Raw genomic sequence first — 20,413 nt, forward strand, 5'->3', positions numbered from 1 at the left:
TCTCTCACGGCAGACTTCGTGATAAACTCTTCGCGTTTTTCTGTCAGTCTATGATGAGGTCCATCTGAACGCACCGGCACAGCTCTCCTTGCCACTGTACCTTCCTGACGATGAAACTTTTGCGAGTTTTTGGCCAGGGGGTAATCCTTCTCTTCTCGCTGCCTTACAGAACGTTCTGCGGCAGGAGCATAGTGGGTACATCTATATCTGGTCGCGTGAAGGCGCGGGGCGCAGTCACCTGCTCCATGCCGCCTGTGCGGAGCTTTCCCAGCGCGGCGATGCGGTGGGCTACGTGCCGCTGGATAAGCGTACGTGGTTTGTTCCGGAAGTGCTCGAAGGGATGGAACAGCTTTCGCTGGTTTGTATCGATAATATCGAATGCGCGGCCGGCGACGAGCCGTGGGAGATGGCGATCTTCAACCTTTACAACCGCATCCTGGAGTCGGGTAAAACCCGTCTGCTGATCACCGGTGATAGTCCTCCGCGCCAGCTCAATCTTGGCCTCGCGGATTTGGCATCGCGCCTCGACTGGGGACAAATCTACAAGCTGCAGCCGTTGTCCGATGAAGACAAGCTACAGGCGCTACAGCTGCGCGCGCGGCTGCGCGGGTTTGAGATGCCGGAAGACGTCTGCCGCTTCCTGCTCAAGCGCCTCGATCGCGAAATGCGCTCGCTGTTTATGACGCTCGATCAGCTCGATCGCGCTTCTATTACCGCCCAACGTAAGCTGACCATTCCCTTCGTTAAAGAGATCCTTAAGCTCTAGCGAGCCATTGGGTTCGGCGCCATCATGACGATGGCGCATCCTGCTTAATTCACGATATCCAGCACCTGCTCCGGCGGTCGGCCGATCCGCGCCTCGCCGTGGCTGACGACGATAGGGCGTTCAATCAGCTTCGGGTTGTCGACCATCGCCTGAATCAGCGCATCTTCGCTGAGCTGAGGATCGGCAAGTTCCAGTGACTTATACAGATCCTCCTTCTGGCGCATCAGCTCGCGGGCGCTCACCATACCCAGCATTTTCAGCAGCTGGCGCAGCGTCGCCGCATCCGGCGGCGTCTCCAGATAGAGCACCACTTCAGGGTCGATACCGTTAGCCTTCAGCAGGCTGAGGGTGTCGCGGCTCTTGGAGCAGCGAGGGTTATGGTAGATTTTTACCGCGTCAGACATGGGGTCTCCTTACATTTTTTGATATGGGCGGAAGCGTTCCTGCAGCTGGCGCAGCTGATCGATGCGCGCATCGTAGCGAGCCTGCTGCAGGCTGCCCAACTTCACCTGTGAACTGGCGCTGCTGAGCAGCGAAATAGACTGTGCAAGCTGGCCGACCAGCGCCATTCCTTCCGCACGGGCCGCCAGCTCCTGATCGCGATGGCCAAGGGCCGCTTCCGCCTGCGCCAGCAGGTCCCAGCCGTTGCCATCGTCTTTATTATTGAAGGTGTAGCGGTTAAGGATATTCGCCGCCTCTGCCGGCTGCCCGCCCTGCAGGTAAGCGTTGGCGAGGTTCAGCTGCAGCACCGGGTTGGTGCGGATTTCGCGGGCGTTCTTCAGGCGGTTAATCGCATCGGCCGTTTTCTTCTGGCCAAGGTCAATATCGGTTGCCAGATCGAGATACCAGGCATTTTGCGGATCGGCGCTCAGCAGGGGCTGCAGGGTTTTACGCGCAAGATCGTAGCTATTGTTGCCCATCGCCAGCAGGGCGCGGCCGTACTGCGCGGCGTGCTGCTCGCGGATATTGCCTTTCGCCCATGCGTTCAGCAAATCGTCGCCGAGCTTATTGTCCCCGGAGTTATACATCCCCAGTGTTCGCGCCTTGGCCATATAAAAATCGGCCGACGATTGCACCACCACCGGACGCATCTGATTCGCGCGGTTGCGGGCGTCGGACAGGCGGCTTTCCGGCAGCGGGTGGGTGAGCAGCATTTCCGGCGGCCGGGTGGAGTAGCGCGACTGGTCAAGCAGCTTGCTCATAAACGCCGGCATGGCCTGCGGATCGAACCCGGAGCGCTGCAGCACCTGAATACCGATGCGGTCGGCCTCTTCTTCATTCTGGCGGGTAAAGCTGATTAATCCCTGCTGGGTACCGGCCAGCGTGCCGGTGAGCGCGGCCATACCGGCCTGCGGGCTGGCCATCGCCAGCAGAATCGAGCCCAGCGCGCCGACCCAGGTCAGCGGAGCGTTGCGCTTTTGGTCTTCCATCGCGCGCGCGAGGTGGCGCTGGGTGACGTGCGAAATTTCGTGCGCCATGACCGACGCCAGCTCGCTCTCCGTATCCGAGTAGCGGAACAGGGCCGAGTGCAGCACGACGTTGCCGCCAAAGAAGGCGAAGGCGTTAATCTGGTCGTTGTTAATCAGGTAGAAGTGGAAGGGCGTTCGCACCGAGTTGGCGTGCGCAACCAGGCGCATGCCTAATCCGTTAATGTACTGCACCAGCAGCGGGTCGTTGATCAACGGAGCGCTGCCGCGGAGCTGGCGAACGTAGTAATCCCCCATCTGCATTTCCTGACCGATGGAAAGCGTGCTTCCTGCAGAGGTACCCATATCCGGCAGGGTATCTGCGGAGTCAGCAAAAGCAGGTAAAATCGAACCCAGCGTCAGCGACGCTATCACGGTTGCCACCAGCGTTTTCTTTAACTGCCTGAACATAACCTCTGTCCTGTGTATGTGGGTGTGCCAGTTTGACCGGTAGGGCGGCGTAATGTTCCATTTCCGCGCGTCCTGCGAGTTTAGCTGTCGTTGACGCCGTTGAAAATATGATCTTGCTGCGGGAAGTCATGTTTGTGGTTTTGCTAATAAAAAGCGAAGTCTTTTTTGTGACATTTAGATACACTTCCTCGGGTTGTTGCGGTTTGGCGCTTCAGGGAAGGGTTTATGCTTGAGATGTTAATACAGTGGTACCGCCGTCGGTTCAGCGATCCGGAGGCGATAGCGCTGCTGGTTATTTTGCTGGCTGGGTTCGGCATTATGTTCTTTTTCAGCGGTCTGCTGGCGCCGCTGCTGGTGGCTATCGTGCTGGCCTATCTGCTGGAGTGGCCGACCGTCCGGCTCGAGCGCGTGGGGCTGTCTCGTACCTGGGCGACATCGTTCGTTCTGATACTGTTTGTCGGTATTTTGCTGCTGATGGCCTTCGTGGTGATGCCCGTCGCCTGGCAGCAGGGTATCTATCTGATCCGCGATATGCCGGGGATGCTGAATAAGCTCTCCGATTTTGCCGCCACCGTGCCGCGCCGCTATCCGGCGCTGATGGACGCCGGGATCATCGACGCGATGGCGGACAATATGCGCAACCGCATGCTGACCGTTGGCGATTCGGTGGTGAAGTACTCCCTGGCCTCGCTGGTGGGCCTGTTGACGCTGGCGGTCTATCTGGTGCTGGTGCCGCTGATGGTTTTCTTCCTGCTGAAAGACAAAGAGCAGATGCTCAACGCCGTACGCCGCGTGCTGCCGCGTAATCGCGGGCTGGCAGGGCAGGTGTGGAAGGAGATGAATCAGCAAATCACCAACTACATTCGCGGTAAAGTGCTGGAGATGATCGTCGTCGGCGTGGCGACGTGGATCGGCTTTATCCTCTTCGGGCTCAACTATTCGCTGCTGCTGGCGGTGCTGGTCGGCTTCTCGGTGCTGATCCCCTACATTGGCGCCTTCGTGGTCACCATTCCGGTGGTGGGCGTGGCGCTGTTTCAGTTCGGCGCGGGCACCGAGTTCTGGAGCCTGTTTGCGGTCTACCTGATTATTCAAGGACTGGACGGTAACCTGCTGGTGCCGGTGCTGTTCTCGGAAGCGGTTAACCTGCATCCGCTGGTGATTATTCTGTCGGTGGTTATCTTTGGCGGGCTGTGGGGATTCTGGGGCGTATTCTTTGCCATCCCGCTGGCGACGTTAATCAAAGCGGTGGTGCACGCCTGGCCGGACGGACTGGTGGTGGAAGAGGATAAATAGCGCGACGGCTTGATGAACCAGGCGCTAAAACGGACGCCGGGGCGGTGAAATGCCCCGGCGTCCTGCGTTCGATAAAACGTTAGCCGTTTTCTTTCAGCCAGTTCAGCACCACGTCGTGGTGATTGCTGGTTTTGAAGTTATCAAACACGTGTTCAACTTTGCCATCTGTATCAATCAGGAAACTAATACGGTGAATACCGTCGTAGGTTTTCCCCATAAACGATTTTTCGCCCCAGATACCAAACTGCTCGCAGACCTGATGGTTTTCATCAGACAGCAGCGTGAAGTTCAGCAGCTCTTTTTCGGCGAAACGGGAGAGTTTTTCTGGTTTATCCGTACTGATGCCCAGTACCTCAACGCCCGCTTTTTTTAAGTCATCCATATTATCGCGCAGGCCGCAGGCCTGGACGGTACAACCGGGGGTCATGGCTTTCGGGTAAAAATAAACCAGAACACGCTGTCCCTGGAAGTCGGTCAAATTTACTTCCTCGCCGTCCTGGTCTGGTAAGCTAAATTTCGGTGCAATATCACCGGCTTTCAGTGGATTCATTACTCAAACTCCATCCTGTTCATCATGCTGTGAATAATTAACGATGTTAATACTGCCTTGTGCATTGAGTTCTGTACATAGGGCTTTGAACGCTTGTTCGATATTTGATGCATTTTGCGTAGCGGGACTGTGCGCCGTTATCTGGATGAACAGTTGGGCTGAATCGTCATCGCTGCCGACCTGGGTACGAGAAACCAGCTCGGCGATATTCATATTCCACGCGTCAAACAGGGCGGTGAAGCGCTCGATAATATGCGGCGAGTCCGGTACCTCAACCTGGACCCAGACCGTATTCGGCATGGCCTGAGGCGGGCGAGCGGTTGTCCGTTTCATCACGATCAGCAGATCCAGCTCGGCACCTTTCAGCGGTAGAGTCGATTCAATCAGGTTAATCGCGTTCCACGTACCAGAAAGCAGCATGATAAACGTAAATTCGTCACCGAGCATGGCCAGCCGGCTGTCTTCGATATTACAGCCGCAGCTGCTGACGTGGCGGGTGATCGTATTCACGATGCCGGGACGGTCAGCGCCCAAAGCGGTAATAACCAGATAGTGTTGTAATGAGGCGGTCAAACCTGTTCTTCCTTTAAAAAGGTGAGGTAACATTAGGAAAGCATAAAAAAAACCGGCATACAACATCCCTGAAGGCATCGGGTCTCTTGCTTTTATTACGGCACCAAACGTAACATTGAGAATCTTGTCGCACTTCTGCTCTGAGGATGGCCCATGTTCACGGGAAGTATTGTAGCGCTTGTCACGCCGATGGATGAAAACGGTAACGTCTGCCGGACAAGCCTGAAAAAACTGATTGATTACCATGTCGCCAGCGGAACCTCGGCGATCGTTTCGGTAGGGACTACCGGTGAGTCCGCGACGTTGAGCCATGAAGAGCATGGCGACGTTGTGATGATGACGCTTGAGCTGGCTGACGGGCGTATCCCCGTTATCGCAGGGACCGGTGCAAATGCAACCGCAGAGGCGATCAGCCTGACCCAGCGCTTCAACGACAGCGGCATCGTTGGCTGTCTGACGGTAACCCCTTATTACAACCGCCCGACCCAGGAAGGCCTGTTCCAACACTTTAAAGCCATCGCAGAACACACCGACCTGCCGCAAATCCTGTATAATGTGCCGTCCCGTACCGGCTGCGATATGCTGCCGGAAACCGTCGGTCGTCTGGCGGAAGTAAAAAATATTATCGGTATTAAGGAAGCGACGGGGAACTTAAGTCGCGTTCATCAGATCAAAGAGCTGGTTTCAGACGACTTTATTCTGCTGAGCGGCGATGACGCCACCGGAATGGACTTTATGCAGCTGGGCGGTCATGGCGTAATTTCCGTTACCGCAAACGCTGCGGCTCGTGAAATGGCGGATATGTGCCGACTGGCTCTGGCCGGTCAATTTGCCGAAGCGCGGGCGATTAACCAGCGTCTGATGCCATTGCATACAAAATTATTTGTCGAACCCAACCCTATCCCTGTGAAATGGGCATGCAAGGCGTTGGGTCTTGTGGCGACCGATACGCTGCGCCTGCCGATGACGCCGATTACCGAAGACGGTAAGAAGGCGGTAACCGCAGCGCTGAAGCATGCCGGTTTGCTGTAAAGTTTAGGGAGATTTGATGGCTTACTCAGTACAGAAGTCGCGCCTGGCGAAGGTTGCGGGTGTTTCATTGGTCCTGCTTCTTGCGGCCTGTAGTTCGGATTCGCGCTACAAGCGTCAGGTTGGCGGTGACGAGGTTTACCTGCAAGCTACGCCGCTCAGCGAGCTTCACGCGCCTGCGGGGATGATCCTGCCGGTTCAGGTTGGCGATTATAATATTCCGGTTGCGACCAGCACCGGCGCGGTGGGTAAAGCTCTGGACATTCGTCCACCGGCCCAGCCTTTGGCCCTGGTAAACGGCGCACGCACTCAGTTTAATGGTGACACTTCGACGCTGATGGTGGAGAACGGCCGCAGCGGTTCGCTGTGGGCGCAGGTCAACACCATTCTGCAGTCAAAAAACTACGTCATCACCAAACGTGACGATGCCAGCCAGACGCTGAGCACCGACTGGGTGGAGTGGAATCGCCTCGATGAAGACCAGCAGTACCGTGGTCGCTATCAAATCTCAGTTAAACCGCAGGGCTATCAGCAGGCGGTTGTGGTGAAGCTGGTTAACCTCGAGCAGGCCGGGAAACCGGTATCCGATCCGGCATCGCTGCAGCGCTACAGCACCTCTATGCTGAACGTCATTTCCGAAGGTCTGGATATGAACGCCACCAGCGCGCAGAACGCGGCGCAGAAAAACGCCGGCGCGACCTTCGACGTGCAGAGCGCCGCCGACGATACCGGTCTGCCGATGCTGGTTGTTCGCGCGCCGTTTAACCTCGTGTGGCAACGTCTGCCTGGCGCGCTGGAAAAAGCGGGCATGAAGGTGACCGACAGCACGCGTTCTCAGGGCAGCATGGCGCTGACCTACAAGCCGCTGTCTGACAGCAGCTGGCAGGCGCTGGGTGCCCACGATCCGCAGCTGGTCTCTGGTGACTACAAGCTGCAGGTTGGCGACCTTGATAACCGCAGCAGCCTGCAGTTCATTGACCCGAAAGGTCATACGCTGACCCAGTCGCAGAACGACGCGCTGGTTGCCGTATTCCAGGCCGCATTCGGTAAGTAATAAACAGGGCTGGAGCAATCCAGCCCTTTTTTCTGTATAGTGACGCAAACGTGTGCGTCGGCACAGAAACGCCTTTTTTATCGTCTATATCTTCACTGGAGTGACAAAGATGAACAAGCAAGCTGAGTTGTATCGTGGTAAAGCGAAAACCGTTTACAGCACCGAGAACCCGGATCTGCTGATACTCGAGTTCCGTAACGATACTTCAGCAGGGGATGGCGCGCGCATCGAACAGTTCGACCGTAAGGGGATGGTGAATAACAAGTTCAACCATTTCATTATGAGCAAGCTGGAAGAAGCCGGCATTCCGACCCAGATGGAAGCGCTACTTTCTGACACCGAGTGCCTGGTGAAAAAGCTGGAGATGGTTCCGGTTGAGTGCGTAGTCCGCAACCGTGCGGCCGGCTCTCTGGTTAAGCGTCTGGGCATCGAAGAAGGTATTGAGCTGAATCCGCCGCTGTTTGACCTGTTCCTGAAAAATGATGCGATGCACGACCCGATGGTCAACGAGTCCTACTGCGAAACCTTCGGCTGGGTGAATAAAAAGAATCTGGCCCGCATGCAGGAGCTGACCTTCAAAGCGAACGACGTGCTGAAAAAGCTGTTTGACGACGCGGGCCTGATCCTCGTCGACTTCAAGCTGGAGTTTGGTCTGTTTAACGGCGAAGTGGTGCTGGGCGATGAGTTCTCGCCGGACGGCAGCCGCCTGTGGGATAAAAATACCCTCGACAAAATGGACAAAGACCGCTTCCGTCAGAGCCTCGGCGGCCTGATCGAGGCCTACGAAGAAGTGGCCCATCGTCTTGGCGTTAAGCTCGACTAATCCTCCTTTCGCCAGAAGGTAGCTCTATCTTCTGGCGCTCTTCTTGTTGTTTCCAGTGGTAATCCTGCGCCGAACCGCCTACGATCTCTCATATTCGAGAACTTGATCAATTGAGGTGCCTATGCGCTGGCAAGGGCGTCGCGAAAGCGACAATGTAGAAGATCGACGTAATGATTCCGGTTCCCCCCTCGGCGGCGGCGGTGGCGGTTTCCGTCTTCCCAGCGGGAAAGGCGGTATCGTTCTGCTGATTATCGTGCTGGTTGCCGGCTATTACGGCGTGGATTTGACCGGCATGCTGACCGGAGAGCCGGTTTCACAGCAGCAAACTACCACCCAACGCTCCATCAGCCCGCAGGAAGAGCAGGCCGCGAAGTTCACTAAGGTGATCCTTGCGGATACCGAAGACACCTGGGGTGCCATCTTCCAAAAGATGGGCCGTCAATACCCGCAGCCGAAGCTGGTGCTCTATCGCGGCGCGACGCGGACCGGCTGCGGTACCGGCCAGTCCGTGATGGGGCCGTTCTACTGCCCGGCCGATAGCACGGTCTACATCGACCTCTCGTTCTACGATGAGATGAAAAGCAAGCTCGGCGCGGACGGTGATTTTGCTCAGGCCTACGTGATTGCGCACGAGGTTGGGCATCACATACAGAAGCTGCTGGGCATTGAATCCAAAGTGCGCCAGCTGCAGCAGAACGCGTCGCAGGCTGAAGTTAACCGCCTGTCGGTGAAAATGGAGCTCCAGGCCGACTGTTTTGCCGGCGTCTGGGGTCACAGCATGCAGAATCAGGACGTGATGGAAACCGGCGATCTGCAGGAAGCGCTGAATGCCGCAGAGGCCATTGGCGACGACCGCCTCCAGCAGCAAAGCCAGGGGCGCGTTGTCCCGGACAGCTTTACCCACGGCACCTCCCAGCAGCGCTATACCTGGTTTAAACGCGGTTTTGACAGCGGAGATCCGGCGCAGTGCAATACGTTTGGTAATGCGCTCTGACCGCTATTGTAGATGGACGAAATCCTTAACCTGACGGCCCGGATGGCGCAGCAGGGCATTCGTCGCCTGCTGGTGCTCAGCGGCGACGAGGCGTGGTGCCTGCAGCAGGCGCTGGCGCTGCGTGAACGGCTGGCCGGGGATGGCCTGTGGATCTCTCCCCAGCCGATGCCGGCGCCCTCTGGCTCTCCCGGCGCCCTGAAGTCTCTGCTCGGGCGCGAATACCAGCACGCCTTTTTTGACGCCCGCAGCGGCTTCGACGTGGCGGCGTTTGCCGCCCTCTGCGGCACGCTGCGCGCCGGAAGCTGGCTGGTACTGCTGACTCCTCCTTTTGCACGCTGGCCGACGCAGCCGGACGCGGATTCGCTGCGCTGGAGCGATGCGCCGGAGCCTATCCCAACCCCCAACTTTGTGCAGCGCTTTTGCCAGCGGATCGCAGCGGCTAAAGAGGCGCTGGTCTGGCAGCAGGGTGAGGCGCCGCGCCTGCCGGATGCCTCGCCCCGGCCCCTGTGGCATCCCGCTGACGGCCGCCCGCAGGCGGAACAGGCGGCTATCCTTGCCGACCTGGCCGCTTTCCCTCCCGGCATTGCCGCGGTAACCGCCGAGCGTGGGCGGGGGAAATCGGCGCTGGCGGGGATGCTGATCCGAGAGCTAAGGGGCGAGGCGATCGTTACCGCCCCCGCCCGCGGCGCCACGGACGTTATCGCCGCGTTTGCCGGGGAAGATTTTCGCTTTATGGCCCCCGACGCGCTGCTGGCGTCCGGGGTTAACGCCTCGTGGCTGATCGTTGACGAAGCGGCCGCCATTCCCGGGCCGCTGCTGCGTCGGCTGGTGGCGCGCTTCCCGCGCACGCTGCTGACCACGACCGTGCAGGGATATGAAGGAACCGGCCGCGGTTTTCTGCTTAAGTTTTGCTCAGGCTTCGCACAGCTGCGCCAGTTTAGCCTCTCTGCGCCCGTTCGCTGGGCGCCGGGCTGCCCGCTGGAGGCGCTGGTGAGCGAGCTGCTGCTGTTTGGGGATGAGGCCTTCAGGCATCCACCGCTGGGTCAGGTGACGCTGGAAACGGTACATCAGTCCAGCTGGCAGCGGCAGCCGGCCGTGCCGGAGGCGATGTATCAGCTCCTCTCCGGCGCTCACTATCGCACCTCCCCGCTGGATCTCCGCCGGATGATGGACGCTCCCGGGCAGCGATTTATCTGCGCGCGCGCCGGGAGCCACGTTGCCGGAGCGCTGTGGCTGGTGGAGGAGGGCGGTCTTGCCCCCGCCCTCAGTCAGGCGGTGTGGGCGGGATACCGCCGCCCGCGCGGCAATCTGGTGGCCCAGTCGCTGGCGGCGCACGGCGGCACTCCGCTGGCCGCTACGCTGGTGGCGCGACGAATTGGCCGCATTGCCGTGCATCCGTCGCGCCAGCGTGAAGGGGCAGGCCAGGCGCTGGTAGCGAAGGCCGTGGCCGAGGCGGAGGGGCTTGATTACCTCTCAGTGAGCTTCGGCTATACCGCCGAGCTGTGGCGCTTTTGGCAGCGCTGCGGCTTTACGCTGGTGCGCCTCGGTACCCACCGTGAAGCGAGCAGCGGCTGCTATACGGCGATGGCGCTCTATCCGTTAACGCCCGCGGGCCACCGCTTACGCCAGCAGGAGCTGGCGCGGCTGCAGCGCGACGAGTATTGGCTGCGCGAATGGCGGGAAGAGGCGCTGCCGCTGCCGGCTGTCGAGGCTGCTATGCTGACGGAAGAGGACTGGCTCGAGGCCGCCGGATTCGCCTTTGCCCACCGCCCGCTGCTGGCGACAATTGGCTGCCTGAACCGCCTGCTGCTGCGGGTTGACCTGGCGCTTCCGGCCCTGCGCGCCCGCCTTCGGCAGCAGGATGAGGCCGAGCTTTGCGCTTCTCTGCGGCTGGCCGGGCGCAAAGCGCTGCTGGCAAGGTTACGCGAGGAGGCGGGACAGGCGCTGCTCAGCCTGGATGCGGCCCGCGCCGATGCGCTGCGCCAGCGGGTTGAGCAACTGCAATTTTTTTAACTAACTCATTCAGTTAAATGTCATGGTCATATTTTATCTGCGGCGTACACTGCCCGCGTAGACTAAGGAGAAAGCCATGAAACACGATCACTTTATTGTTCAAAGCCCCGTGACACCTGCCCAACAGCTGCTGTTGCTGTTTCATGGCGTCGGTGATAATCCGGTTTCAATGGGGCAAATCGGCAGCCTGTTCGCGCCGCAGTTTCCGGATGCGCTAATCGTCAGCATCGGCGGCGTCGAACCGTGCGGACCGGCACCCGGCCGTCAGTGGTTCTCCGTGCAGGGAGTGACCGAGGAGAACCGGCAGGCGCGCATTGACGCCATTATGCCGACCTTTATTGAGACGGTGCGCTACTGGCAGAAGCACAGCGGCGTGCCCGCACTGGCAACGGCGCTGATTGGCTTCTCGCAGGGGGCTATTATGTCGCTGGAAAGCATCAAGGCCGAGCCGGGACTGGCCTCGCGGGTTATCGCCTTTAACGGACGATACGCCACGCTGCCGCAGTCGGCGACCACGGCGACCACCGTGCACCTGATCCACGGCGGTGACGATCGGGTTATCGATCTGGCGTGGGCCGTCTCCGCACAGGAGGCGCTGGTGCAGGCCGGCGGCGACGTGACGCTGGATATCGTTGAGGGGTTGGGGCACGCGATTGACGATCGCAGCATGCAGTTTGCGCTCGAACGCCTGCGCTATACCGTGCCGAAGCACTATTTTGACGAAGCGCTAAGCGGCAGCACGCCGAAAGATGACGATATTATCGAACTGCTGTAATCAGGCGCTATCTGGCCCGGATAAGGCGCATAGCGCCGTTATCCGGGAGATCCCCCGGCGACGTGATGTTCACCGGGGAGAGGGGGCATAAATCCTACTTCTTCGATTGGTCGTTCTTCGGCCAGTCGTCTTCATCATCCCACTTATCGTTGCAATCACGATGAGGGGGAAGGTCCGGCTTATTGGCGAGAAATTTTTTGTGGTCGACGCGATTAAGGTCCTTAATCACGTTAATCATGACGCCCACTAAAAAGACTAACACCAGAATCCACCAGTACTTACTTAGCCATTCCATGCTGCTTCCTCTTTCATACCCGTCATCGTTCAGGGTATCTGTCGATGTTGTCAGGCGACCAGTTGTTCCATGATCCGTTGATACATCCGCGCCAGCAGCTGCAGGTCGGCGGCGTTCACGCACTCGTTAATTTTGTGGATCGTGGCATTCACCGGTCCCAGCTCAACCACCTGTGCTCCCATGCGAGCGATAAACCGCCCGTCGGAGGTACCGCCGTTGGTCAACAGCTGCGGTTTGATCTCATTATAGTGCTCAATGGCATTCACCACCGCTTCAACCAGTTTGCCGCGGCCGGTCAGGAACGGCTGGCCGGAGAGCCACCAGTCAAGGGAGTAGCGCAGCTGATATTTCTCCAGCAGCGCGACAACCCGGGCTTTGATCATCTCGTCGGTCAGCTCGGTGCTGAAGCGGAAGTTGAACTGCACGAACATGTCGCCCGGAATGACGTTATTGCTGCCGGTGCCTGCCTTGACGTTGGCAATCTGCATGCTGGTCGGCGGGAAGAATTCGTTGCCTTTGTCCCATTCGATTCCCACCAGTTCGGTGAGCATCGGCGCGGCGCGGTGCACCGGGTTATCCGCCAGATGGGGATAAGCGACGTGGCCCTGCACGCCGTGGATGGTTAAATTGCAGGTTAACGAGCCGCGGCGGCCGTTCTTCACCACGTCCCCGACAACTTCGGTGCTGGAGGGCTCGCCCACCAGGCAGTAGTCGAGACGCTCCTTACGGGCCATCAGGGCTTCGACGACTTTCACCGTGCCGTTGTGGGCGCTGGCTTCTTCATCGGAGGTGATCAAAAAGGCCAGGCGACCTTTATGGTTCGGATACTGGGCGACGAAGCGCTCAGCGGCCACTACCATCGCCGCCAGCGAGCCTTTCATGTCCGCCGCGCCGCGGCCAAACAGCATGCCGTCGCGAATAGTGGGTTCAAACGGTGGGTTAATCCACCGGTCCGCGTCGCCCGCCGGGACAACGTCGGTATGACCGGCGAAGGCCAGGGTTTCACCGCGTCCGCGCCAGGCCCAGAAATTTTGGGTATCGCCGAAATCCATCGGTTCAACGGTAAAACCAATCGCCCGCAGACGTTCAATCATTAACGCCTGACATCCCGCATCATCGGGGCTGAGGGAAGGGCGGCGAATAAGCTGCTGAGCCAGCTCAATGACCGGGCAAGACATAGACTATACCTCGTTAACAAGCTTCTTATAAGTGAGTTCACTGAAGCCCAGCAGCATAGGCTGACCGGGCGCGCAGAGCAATGGGCGTTTGATGATTGCCGGCATTTCGAGCATCAGCCCGGCGGCGGCATCGGCGTTATCGATGCGGGCGCGGACCGCTTCATCCAGCTTACGCCAGGTGGTGCCGCGGGTGTTGAGCAGGGCTTCCCAGCCCAGCTCAGCAATAAACGTATCTAATAATTCACGCTCCAGCCCATCGACGCGATAATCATGGAAGCGGTATTCAATCTGGTTAGCTTCCAGCCAGCGGCGGGCCTTTTTAACGGTGTCGCAGTTTTTTATCCCGTACATGGTCAGCATAATGAAACCTTTTTCATTGAATTAAGCGCGGAACGCAGATTTTTCCGAATATACTCGCGACGCGCCCGGCGGCCTGTCCGTGAGCATCCTGAAACTTGAGTTATTTCGGGGATATATAAGCCGATAGGGAATAATACGTTAATCGGTTTAATAAATGTAATTTTTTGCCGGGAATATATAACCATGCTTATATGTTGGTTAAATATTCATCTTTCGCCACAGGATTGTGACGGCGCTCGCGTACTGAAATCCTGGCCCTTTCTGCCGTAGACGGTCAACCCATAAGAACGACCCTAATGTTGCAAAATGTTGCTGTCTATCACATTAAATTGACGGTGGCAGGGCCATAGTAGCGGTAAATCAGCGATAGCTATCCTGACAGTGGCCATCAGGTTATCAAAACAATAGGGGCAGGCAACTTCCCATCACCGATGAATTTACATAAAATCACCCATAATAATAAGAGAGGCTATTATGATTGATCATGAACTAGGGAACTGGAAAGATTTTATCGAAGGCATGCTTCGTAAATAAATTCCGCAATGTGAGCAGGGTAATCTAACTGCGAAAATAACGATGCAGTGGATCTGAACACATAAAAAAGGCGACCCTTGTGGTCGCCTTTTTGTTATTCCCGCGCGACGATAACCCTTCGCGCTGGCCGCGGTTTATTGCGGCCGCTCTTTCAGCGGGAAGCGGCGGCGAACCAGCACAAAGAACAGCGGCACGAAGAAGATGGCCAGCACGGTGGCGGAGATCATGCCGCCCATCACCCCGGTGCCGACCGCGTGTTGGCTGCCCGAACCCGCGCCGGTGCTGGTCGCCATCGGCAGCACGCCGAAAATAAAGGCCAGCGAGGTCATCAAAATTGGCCGCAGGCGCTGACGGCAGGCCGAAAGCGTCGCAACCAGTAAATCCTCGCCTTTTTCATTGAGCTCGTTGGCAAACTCGACGATCAGGATGGCGTTCTTCGCCGACAGGCCGATAACCGTCAGCAGCCCGACCTGGAAGTAAACATCGTTCTCAAGACCGCGCATCCAGGTTGCCAGCAGGGCGCCGATGACCCCCAGCGGCACCACCAGCATCACGGAGAACGGAACCGACCAGCTCTCATACAGCGCCGCCAGGCACAGGAAGACCACCAGCAGGGAGATCGCGTACAGCGCCGGGGCCTGGGCGCCGGATAAGCGTTCCTGGTACGACATCGCCGTCCATTCGAGGCCGAAGCCGTTCGGCAGCTGCTGCGCCAGCTCTTCCATAATTGTCATCGCCGTACCGGTACTGACGCCCGGCGCGGCTTCGCCGACGATTTCGACCGCCGAGTAGCCGTTATAGCGTTCCAGGCGCGGCGAGCCGGTTTCCCAGCGCGAGCTGGCAAAGGCCGAGAAGGGAACCATCGTGCCGCTGCTGTTGCGCACGTACCACTGATTAATGTCGTCCGGCAGCATGCGGTATTTTGCCGCCGCCTGGACGTAGACTTTTTTCACGCGACCGCGATCCATAAAGTCGTTCACGTAGCTCGAGCCCCAGGCGGTTTGCAGCGTATCGTTGATGTCATCAATCGATATCCCCAGCGCCTGCGCCTTGCGCTGATCGATATCAACCTGCAGCTGCGGGCTATCGTCAAGGCCGTTGTGGCGCACGCGGGTCAGCTGAGGATTGTTGGCGGCCAGCTCCAGCAGGGAGTCACGGGCGGCCATCAGCGCGTCGTGGCCGTTGCCGGCGTGGTCCTCAAGCTCCATATCAAAGCCGGCGGAGCTGCCCAGCCCGCTGATGGCCGGCGGGCTGCTGGCGAAGACGCGCGCCTCTTTAATCTTGTTAAAGGCTTTGGTCGCCCGTTCGATAATGGCAAAGGCGGAGCCGCTGGTGGGGTCCCTCTGGTCCCAATCCTTCAGGCGCACGAACATTCGCGCCACGTTCTGGCCGTTGCCGCCCGGGCCGGAGCCGATGGTGGCGAACACCGATTCGACGTTGGTCTTTTCGTTCTTAAGGAAGTAGTCTTCGGCCTCCTGCACCACCTTCAGCGTCTGCTGCTGCGTAGAGCCGGCGGGCAGCTGCACCGAGGTGGTGAACATCCCGCGATCTTCCTGCGGCAGGAACGAGGTCGGCAGGTGCATAAACAGGAACACCATCCCGCCCAGCAGCAGGACGTAGATCGCTATCCAGCGCAGCGAACGGTGCAGAATTTTGCCAACCGAAGATTCGTAGCGGCTGGCGTTACGGTCAAACATGCGGTTAAACCAGCCAAAGAAGCCTTTCTGACCGTGCAGCTCGCCCTTGTGAATCGGTTTGAGCAGGGTGGCGCAGAGCGCCGGAGTGAGGATCATCGCCACCAGCACCGACAGCACCATCGCGGACACAATGGTGATCGAGAACTGGCGGTAAATGGCGCCGGTGGTGCCACCGAAGAAGGCCATCGGGATAAACACCGCCGACAGCACCATGGCGATACCCACCAGCGCGCCCTGGATTTGACCCATCGATTTGCGGGTCGCCTCCCGGGGCGAAAGTCCCTCCTCGCTCATGATGCGTTCGACGTTCTCCACCACCACGATGGCGTCATCCACCAGCAGGCCGATTGCCAGCACCATGGCAAACATCGTCAGGGTGTTGATGCTGTAGCCACAGGTATACAGCACCGCGAAGGTGCCCATTAAGACCACCGGGACGGCAATGGTCGGGATCAGCGTGGCGCGGAAGTTTTGCAGGAACAGGTACATCACCAGGAACACCAGGGCGATCGCTTCAATCAGCGTTTTCACCACGTCGGTAATCGACGCCTTAACGAAGGAGGTGGTCTCGTAGGCGATTTTATACTCCAGGCCGTGGGGGAAATATTGCGAAAGCTCGTTCAGGCGGGTGATGACCCGCTCGGCGGTGGCCATTTCGTTGGCGCCGGAGGCGAGCTTAATACCCAGCCCTGATGCCGCCTGGCGGTTATAGCGGCTGAGGTAATCGTACTTTTCGGCTCCCATCTCAACGCTGGCAACGTCGCCGAGCGTCACTTCCGAGCCATCCTGATTAACGCGCAGCGTAATATCGCGGAACTGATCCGGCGTCTGCAGCAGCGACTGGGCGTTGATGGTGGCGTTAAGCGCCTGCTTATCAACCGACGGCGTGCCGCCCAGCTGGCCCACGGCAATCTGGGCGTTCTGCGATTCGATGGCGTCGGTCACGTCTTTCGCCGTCATCTGATAGCTGTTGAGCTTCGTCGGGTCGAGCCAGATACGCATCGAGTACTGGGAGCCATAGGCATCGATATCACCGACGCCGTTGACCCGGCTTAAGGGATCCTGGACGTTACTGGCAACGTAGTCGGCAATATCCTGCTTGTCCATGCTGCCGTCGGTGGAGACAAAAGCGAGGGTCAGAATATTGGTATCACCGGTTTTACGCACCGTGACGCCCTGATTTTGCACCGCCTGCGGCAGCTTACGCATCGCCGACTGCAGCTGGTTTTGCACCTGCTGCACCGCTTCATCGGGGTCGGTTCCGGCGGTAAAGCTCAGGGTGACCGTTGCCTGGCCGGTGGCGCTGCTCTGCGATGACATGTACATCAGGTTATCGAGGCCGGTCATATTCTGCTCAATAACCTGGGTGACGGTATTCTCCAGCGTTTGCGCGGAGGCGCCGGGGTAGTTGGCGGTGATCCTCACGTTCGGCGGCGCCAGCTCGGGATATTGCTCAACGGGAAGCGATAAAATCGCGAGCGTTCCGGTCAGGCATAAAAGAATAGCCAGTACCCACGCAAAAATGGGGCGATCGATAAAGAAATTCGCCATCAGAATTAGGACCTCATTTTGTACATTTTTTGTTATTGCACAGCCTGTGACACTCTAGCGGTAAGCCCGCAGGCAATCGTGGAGAAATTAAGGAGATAGTGTAATTTATCGTGTGCCTTTTACGGCACGGTAAAGAAGTGTCCTGCCCCTTTACCGAAGGTCGCTTCATTGCGTTACCCTTTCGCAATTGCTGCCGGAAGTAAACACGTTTTATCGCTTTTATGCCGGGCCTGATTATCGACTTAATAAGTAAAACATCATTTCATTTAAGTCAAAAAATTTGATCCAAAACGGATTATCGCCAGATAAGCGCTATCCTGGGCAAATGAACATTGTTTCCGCCCCATCTTGTCGGGTAATTAATAGCTATGCTAACCGCATGGTTATTTACCGGGAAGACGGAAGGATGCCATGAACCACTTTATTTTGAGCGATAGTCACAAATGTATCGGATGCCGGGCCTGCGAAGTGGCCTGCGTCATGGCGCATAACGATGAGCAGCACGTCCTGACCGAACGGCGTTTTTTGCCGCGGATTGTGCTCATCAAAGGCGAACAAAAATGTAACCCCATAACGTGTCACCATTGTGAAGGCGCGCCCTGCGCCCGCAGCTGTCCGAACGGCGCGATAAGCCGGGTTGACGGCAGCGTACAGGTGCGCCAGGAAAAGTGTATCGGCTGTAAATCCTGCATGGTGGCCTGCCCGTTTGGGGTAATGCAAATCGTGCTTACGCCGCTGGCGGCGGGAAAAATAAAGGCCACCGCGCACAAGTGCGATCTGTGTCGCGAGCGCGAAGCGGGTCCGGCCTGCGTGCAAAACTGTCCGGCGCAGGCGCTGCAGCTGGCCGACGAAGAGACGCTGCTCGGCCTGGCGAAACGACGACGCCTGCGGGCGGCCCGCATGGAGGCGCAGCCGTGGCATAGCTATCCTGCAGACCTCATGCCAACAGAGCGTAACGATAAGGTCGAGCAGATGGCGGCAACGCCGCCGCGCGCGGAGGCCGAGAGGCTCGCACCGGCGCTGCGTAAAACGCATTTTTCTGAAATCTACCTGCCGCTTTCCGCGGCCCACGCGCAGCAGGAGGCTCAGCGCTGCCTGAAGTGCGGCGAGCACAGCATCTGCGAATGGACCTGCCCGCTGCACAACCACATCCCGCAGTGGATTGAAAAGGTGAAGGCCGGGGATATCGCCGCCGCCGTTGAGCTTTCTCACCAGACCAACTGCCTGCCGGAAATCACCGGCCGCGTTTGTCCGCAGGATCGCCTGTGCGAGGGGGCCTGCACGCTGCATGATGAACATGGCGCGGTCACCATCGGCAATATCGAACGCTATATTTCGGACCAGGCGCTGGCGGGCGGCTGGCGGCCGGATCTGTCGCAGGTGGTTGCCAGCGGCAAAAAGGTGGCGATTGTCGGCGCCGGCCCGGCCGGACTCGCCTGCGCAGACCTGCTGGTACGCAACGGCGTGCAGCCGGTAGTGTTTGACCGTCACCCGGAAATCGGCGGCCTGCTCACCTTCGGTATTCCCGCTTTTAAGCTGGATAAATCGCTGCTCTCCCGGCGGCGGGAGATCTTTAGCGCAATGGGCGTGCGCTTTGAGCTGAACTGCGAGGTGGGCAAAGATATTCCCCTCAACGCGCTGCTGGACGACTACGACGCGGTGTTTATCGGCGCCGGGACCTATCGCTCGATGAAGGCGGATTTGCCGAATGAGGAGGCTCCCGGGGTGTACGACGCGCTGCCGTTTCTGATTGCCAACACTAAGCAGGTGATGGGGCTGAGCGAGCTGGCGTCGGAGCCCTATATCGATACCCACGGGCTGGAGGTGGTGGTGCTGGGCGGCGGCGATACGGCGATGGACTGCGTACGCACCGCGCTGCGTCACGGTGCGAAGCGGGTCACCTGCGCCTATCGTCGGGACGAGGCCAATATGCCGGGGTCGAAAAAAGAGGTCAAGAATGCCCGCGAAGAGGGGGCGATATTTGAATTCAACGTTCAGCCGGTGACCCTGGAGCTGGATGCTAACGGCCGGGTCAACGGGGTGCGCTTCCTGCGAACCCGGCTCGGCGAACCGGACGCCCAGGGGCGCCGCGCACCGTCGCCGATTGCGGGCAGCGAATTCGTGATGCCGGCGGATGCGGTGATTATGGCCTTTGGCTTTCACCCGCACCGCATGCCGTGGCTGGAGTCCGTCGGCGTGCAGCTGGACGGCCGCGGGCGGATCCGCGCGCACGTTGAAAGCCGCTACCGCTATCAGACCAGCCATCCGCAGATTTTCGCCGGCGGGGATGCGGTTCGCGGAGCCGACCTGGTGGTGACGGCGATGGCTGAAGGCCGCCATGCCGCGCGGGGGATCGTCGATTTCCTCGGCCTAAAATCGATTCCGCCCTGCTAACGACAAAGCGCGCTCCGCGGCGTAGTATGACTGCGTCATTCTCTGCTGCGGGGCCGTATGCCACTCAATATCAACGTCATTAAAGATAAAATCCTCTCTGAAAACTGGTTCGTTTTGCGCAACATGACCTACGAGCTGACGCGCGGCGACGGCAGCGTGGTGCGCCACAAGCGCGAGGTTTACGATCGCGGCAACGGCGCAACGGTTCTGCTCTACAACCGGCGTAAGCAGAGCGTGGTGCTGGTGCGCCAGTTCCGCGTCGCCACCTGGGTGAACGGTAACGAAGACGGCATGCTCATTGAGACCTGCGCCGGGCTGCTGGACAACGACGAGCCGGAAGCCTGCATTCGCAAAGAGGCGATCGAGGAGACCGGCTACGAGGTGGGCGAGGTGCGCAAGCTGTTCGAACTGTATATGTCTCCCGGCGGCGTCACCGAGCTTATCCACTTCTTTATCGCCGAATACAGCGATGCCCAGCGCAAAAACGGCGGCGGCGGGGTGGATGATGAGGAGATTGAGGTCCTGGAGCTGCCATTCAGCCAGGCGCTTGCGATGGTGGCCGGCGGCGAGATCCGCGACGGGAAAGCGGTTATCCTCCTGCAGTATCTCCAGGCTTCGGGGCTGATGGCCGGGGATATCTGATAAATCCGATTGAGT

General features: G+C 58.7%; 18 protein-coding genes and 1 pseudogene. 11 read left to right on the forward strand and 8 right to left on the reverse strand.

Going from position 1 to position 20,413, the window contains the following annotated elements; all coding sequences use genetic code 11:
- Window positions 1-64: 64 nt before the first annotated feature.
- On the forward strand, window positions 65-766 hold the full coding sequence (locus tag HCK03_RS06645) for a DnaA inactivator Hda (protein WP_217698328.1): 702 nt from the start codon (window positions 65-67) through the stop codon (window positions 764-766).
- Window positions 767-810: 44 nt separating this feature from the next.
- Here HCK03_RS06645 and arsC read toward each other — a convergent pair whose 3' ends face one another.
- Window positions 811-1,170, reverse strand: coding sequence for an arsenate reductase (glutaredoxin) (arsC, locus tag HCK03_RS06650; protein ID WP_041146684.1), 360 nt, complete (start codon window positions 1,168-1,170; stop codon window positions 811-813).
- Between the two features lie 9 nt (window positions 1,171-1,179).
- Entirely contained in the window at window positions 1,180-2,643 is a 1,464-nt protein-coding gene (bepA, locus tag HCK03_RS06655; RefSeq protein WP_041146683.1) for a beta-barrel assembly-enhancing protease, read from the reverse strand.
- Window positions 2,644-2,868: 225 nt separating this feature from the next.
- Between bepA and HCK03_RS06660 the strand changes: the two genes are divergently transcribed.
- Window positions 2,869-3,936 carry an AI-2E family transporter gene (locus HCK03_RS06660; RefSeq protein WP_041146682.1) on the forward strand — a complete coding sequence of 356 codons (1,068 nt, stop codon included), beginning with the start codon at window positions 2,869-2,871 and terminating at the stop codon, window positions 3,934-3,936.
- A gap of 79 nt (window positions 3,937-4,015) precedes the next feature.
- On the opposite strand, the gene bcp is transcribed toward HCK03_RS06660, so the two are convergent.
- Together bcp and HCK03_RS06670 are read right to left on the reverse strand one after the other, a co-directional pair.
- Window positions 4,016-4,486, reverse strand: coding sequence for a thioredoxin-dependent thiol peroxidase (bcp, locus tag HCK03_RS06665; protein ID WP_041146681.1), 471 nt, complete (start codon window positions 4,484-4,486; stop codon window positions 4,016-4,018).
- 3 nt (window positions 4,487-4,489) lie between these two features.
- Window positions 4,490-5,059: a glycine cleavage system transcriptional repressor gene (locus tag HCK03_RS06670; protein ID WP_041146680.1), complete on the reverse strand. Its 570-nt coding sequence runs from the start codon at window positions 5,057-5,059 to the stop codon at window positions 4,490-4,492.
- Between the two features lie 153 nt (window positions 5,060-5,212).
- On the opposite strand from HCK03_RS06670, the gene dapA reads away from it, so the two are divergent.
- The 6 genes from dapA to ypfH all read left to right on the forward strand — a co-directional run bounded on the left by dapA (window position 5,213) and on the right by ypfH (window position 11,747).
- Window positions 5,213-6,091, forward strand: a complete 879-nt coding sequence (dapA, locus tag HCK03_RS06675) for a 4-hydroxy-tetrahydrodipicolinate synthase (protein ID WP_041146679.1) — start codon at window positions 5,213-5,215, stop codon at window positions 6,089-6,091.
- Between the two features lie 16 nt (window positions 6,092-6,107).
- Window positions 6,108-7,142 carry an outer membrane protein assembly factor BamC gene (bamC, locus tag HCK03_RS06680; protein WP_041146678.1) on the forward strand — a complete coding sequence of 345 codons (1,035 nt, stop codon included), beginning with the start codon at window positions 6,108-6,110 and terminating at the stop codon, window positions 7,140-7,142.
- A 109-nt stretch (window positions 7,143-7,251) separates the two neighbouring features.
- Window positions 7,252-7,965, forward strand: coding sequence for a phosphoribosylaminoimidazolesuccinocarboxamide synthase (gene purC / locus HCK03_RS06685; RefSeq protein WP_041146677.1), 714 nt, complete (start codon window positions 7,252-7,254; stop codon window positions 7,963-7,965).
- A 121-nt stretch (window positions 7,966-8,086) separates the two neighbouring features.
- Window positions 8,087-8,959: a KPN_02809 family neutral zinc metallopeptidase gene (gene ypfJ / locus HCK03_RS06690; RefSeq protein WP_134527254.1), complete on the forward strand. Its 873-nt coding sequence runs from the start codon at window positions 8,087-8,089 to the stop codon at window positions 8,957-8,959.
- 12 nt (window positions 8,960-8,971) lie between these two features.
- Window positions 8,972-10,972, forward strand: coding sequence for a tRNA(Met) cytidine acetyltransferase TmcA (locus tag HCK03_RS06695; protein WP_167691300.1), 2,001 nt, complete (start codon window positions 8,972-8,974; stop codon window positions 10,970-10,972).
- 76 nt (window positions 10,973-11,048) lie between these two features.
- A complete protein-coding gene (ypfH, locus tag HCK03_RS06700; protein WP_167691301.1) occupies window positions 11,049-11,747 on the forward strand; it encodes an esterase in 699 nt (232 codons plus the stop codon).
- Window positions 11,748-11,841: 94 nt separating this feature from the next.
- Here the strand turns inward: ypfH and HCK03_RS06705 are convergent, their stop codons facing one another.
- The 3 genes from HCK03_RS06705 to HCK03_RS06715 are packed head-to-tail and all read right to left on the reverse strand — an operon-like array spanning window position 11,842 to window position 13,580.
- Window positions 11,842-12,042 carry a YpfN family protein gene (locus HCK03_RS06705; RefSeq protein ID WP_041146673.1) on the reverse strand — a complete coding sequence of 67 codons (201 nt, stop codon included), beginning with the start codon at window positions 12,040-12,042 and terminating at the stop codon, window positions 11,842-11,844.
- Window positions 12,043-12,092: 50 nt separating this feature from the next.
- On the reverse strand, window positions 12,093-13,220 hold the full coding sequence (gene dapE / locus HCK03_RS06710) for a succinyl-diaminopimelate desuccinylase (RefSeq protein ID WP_041146672.1): 1,128 nt from the start codon (window positions 13,218-13,220) through the stop codon (window positions 12,093-12,095).
- 3 nt (window positions 13,221-13,223) lie between these two features.
- Entirely contained in the window at window positions 13,224-13,580 is a 357-nt protein-coding gene (locus HCK03_RS06715) for an ArsC family reductase (RefSeq protein ID WP_041146671.1), read from the reverse strand.
- A gap of 474 nt (window positions 13,581-14,054) precedes the next feature.
- Between HCK03_RS06715 and ypfM the strand changes: the two genes are divergently transcribed.
- On the forward strand, window positions 14,055-14,114 hold the full coding sequence (gene ypfM, locus HCK03_RS06720) for a protein YpfM (RefSeq protein WP_115193902.1): 60 nt from the start codon (window positions 14,055-14,057) through the stop codon (window positions 14,112-14,114).
- Between the two features lie 134 nt (window positions 14,115-14,248).
- Here the strand turns inward: ypfM and acrD are convergent, their stop codons facing one another.
- Entirely contained in the window at window positions 14,249-17,362 is a 3,114-nt protein-coding gene (acrD, locus tag HCK03_RS06725) for a multidrug efflux RND transporter permease AcrD (RefSeq protein WP_041146670.1), read from the reverse strand.
- Between the two features lie 411 nt (window positions 17,363-17,773).
- Between acrD and aegA the strand changes: the two genes are divergently transcribed.
- Together aegA and nudK are read left to right on the forward strand one after the other, a co-directional pair.
- Window positions 17,774-19,756: a formate-dependent uric acid utilization protein AegA gene (gene aegA / locus HCK03_RS06730; protein ID WP_167691302.1), complete on the forward strand. Its 1,983-nt coding sequence runs from the start codon at window positions 17,774-17,776 to the stop codon at window positions 19,754-19,756.
- Window positions 19,757-19,813: 57 nt separating this feature from the next.
- Window positions 19,814-20,411: pseudogene (gene nudK / locus HCK03_RS06735) on the forward strand (GDP-mannose pyrophosphatase NudK).
- Window positions 20,412-20,413 lie beyond the last annotated feature (2 nt).

The sequence above is a fragment of the Klebsiella terrigena genome (genome assembly GCF_012029655.1).
Classification (GTDB): domain Bacteria; phylum Pseudomonadota; class Gammaproteobacteria; order Enterobacterales; family Enterobacteriaceae; genus Klebsiella; species Klebsiella terrigena.